The following is a 955-nucleotide window of genomic DNA, read 5'->3' as shown; positions in this document are numbered from 1 at the left end:
TATAGGTGATAATCTCCCCGTTGAATAAGTCCAAAATGGGTGATAGATACAGCTTTTCTCCAAATAACTTAAACTCCGTGATGTCCGTCACCCATTTCTCATTTGGCGCCTCTGCCGTGAACTGGCGGTCCAGATGATTCGGTGCAGTCTTGCCAACGGTCCCTTTATACGACTTATACTTTTTCATGCGGACCAGACATTTAAGGCCCATCTTTTTCATCAGCCGCTGAACCTTCTTGTGGTTTACTTTCCATCCACGGATTTCTAGTTCATCACGAATACGGCGATATCCGTAACGCCCCTCATGTTCCGCGTAAATGGACTGGATTTCAGCTTCCAAATCGGTATTCGGATCTGGTTGGTTCATACGTGCTATAAGGTTGTAATAGGTGCTGCGCGGGATGCCCGCCAGCTTTACGAGTGCCATCACCGGATATTTACGCCTCAGTTCCCAGACGGCCTGTGATTTGTCTCGTTTGGTGATTTTTCCTTGTTTCGAACTAAGGCATTCAACTTTTTTAGATACTCATTTTCCATTTCAAGCTGCTTGATACGTTCTTCAAGTGCTTCGACAGACCCTTCAACTACGGATCGTTTGATAGACGATTTGGAATCTTTCTTCATGGATGGACGCCCCTTCCTTTTTGGCTCAAGGGCTTCTATACTACCTGTCTCCATCTTTCTTTTCCAGGCATGCAGCATAGAGAAGTCCGGAAGGTTGAAAAGAGCGGCGGTATCCATGAGGGAAGCATCTGATTGAGCCATATGATTGAGTACGTCCAGTTTAAAGCTTGCCGGATAATTTGTATAGCCGTTAGTAAAGGTAGACTCACCATGCATCTCATAGAGCTTCAACCAATATTGGAATTGGGACTTCGTAACGCCCATTTGATTTGCGTATTCCGTCTGCGAAATAAGAGTAGGGTCATACCCTTGAATTATCGCCAACTTCCTA

At 45.2% G+C, this 955-nt stretch carries 1 pseudogene; it reads right to left on the bottom strand.

Going from position 1 to position 955, the window contains the following annotated elements:
• Positions 1 to 948, bottom strand: a pseudogene (locus JCM10914_RS29135) (IS3 family transposase); the annotation flags it as partial.
• Between the last annotated feature and the right edge of the window lie 7 nt (positions 949 to 955).

This window comes from Paenibacillus sp. JCM 10914 (genome assembly GCF_001315105.1).
Taxonomy (GTDB): domain Bacteria; phylum Bacillota; class Bacilli; order Paenibacillales; family Paenibacillaceae; genus Paenibacillus_AQ.
Note: the sequence above shows the minus strand (reverse complement) of the source record. Positions and strands in the feature narration are given on the sequence as shown.